We start from the raw sequence: 355 nt of genomic DNA on the forward strand, positions 1-355 counted from the left end.
CATTCGTCTACAAGTTTAGTTAAGGGTTCTTCTCAACATCAATAAATGTTCTCGGCATAAATGCGTGTTCTATTTTTTATTATTGTCTTGATAATCATATTTTTCTGCCATCTCATCAAAATCATCATCTTTATAGAAAAATAAAAAATAAACAATAACTCCAATCGGAATACCAAAAAACGGTGTAGTAAAAGTACTAAATATTACACACATGAAAATTAACCAAAACAAATCTTCTAAAGACCATTTTTTATTTAATAAATCATTTACAATTTGTTTGATAGTCATAAAAATAAAACACTCCTTTTTAGCAAACTTTATCGCAATAGTTATCGCTTTACAGGTCTATTTTTCA

Annotated in this window: 1 protein-coding gene; it reads right to left on the reverse strand. The window is 26.5% G+C overall.

The annotated features are described in order from the left end of the window. Positions 1–69: 69 nt before the first annotated feature. Positions 70–288, reverse strand: coding sequence for a VraH family peptide resistance protein (locus KA814_RS13310; RefSeq protein ID WP_047503077.1), 219 nt, complete (start codon positions 286–288; stop codon positions 70–72). Between the last annotated feature and the right edge of the window lie 67 nt (positions 289–355).

The organism is Staphylococcus sp. GDY8P196P (assembly GCF_017891705.1).
GTDB classification, from domain to species: Bacteria; Bacillota; Bacilli; order Staphylococcales; family Staphylococcaceae; genus Staphylococcus; species Staphylococcus ureilyticus.

Coding starts and splice junctions, on each gene's coding strand:
- KA814_RS13310 (WP_047503077.1), bottom strand. CDS start 288: ATGACTATCAAACAAATTGTAAATGATTTATTAAATAAAAAATGGTCT.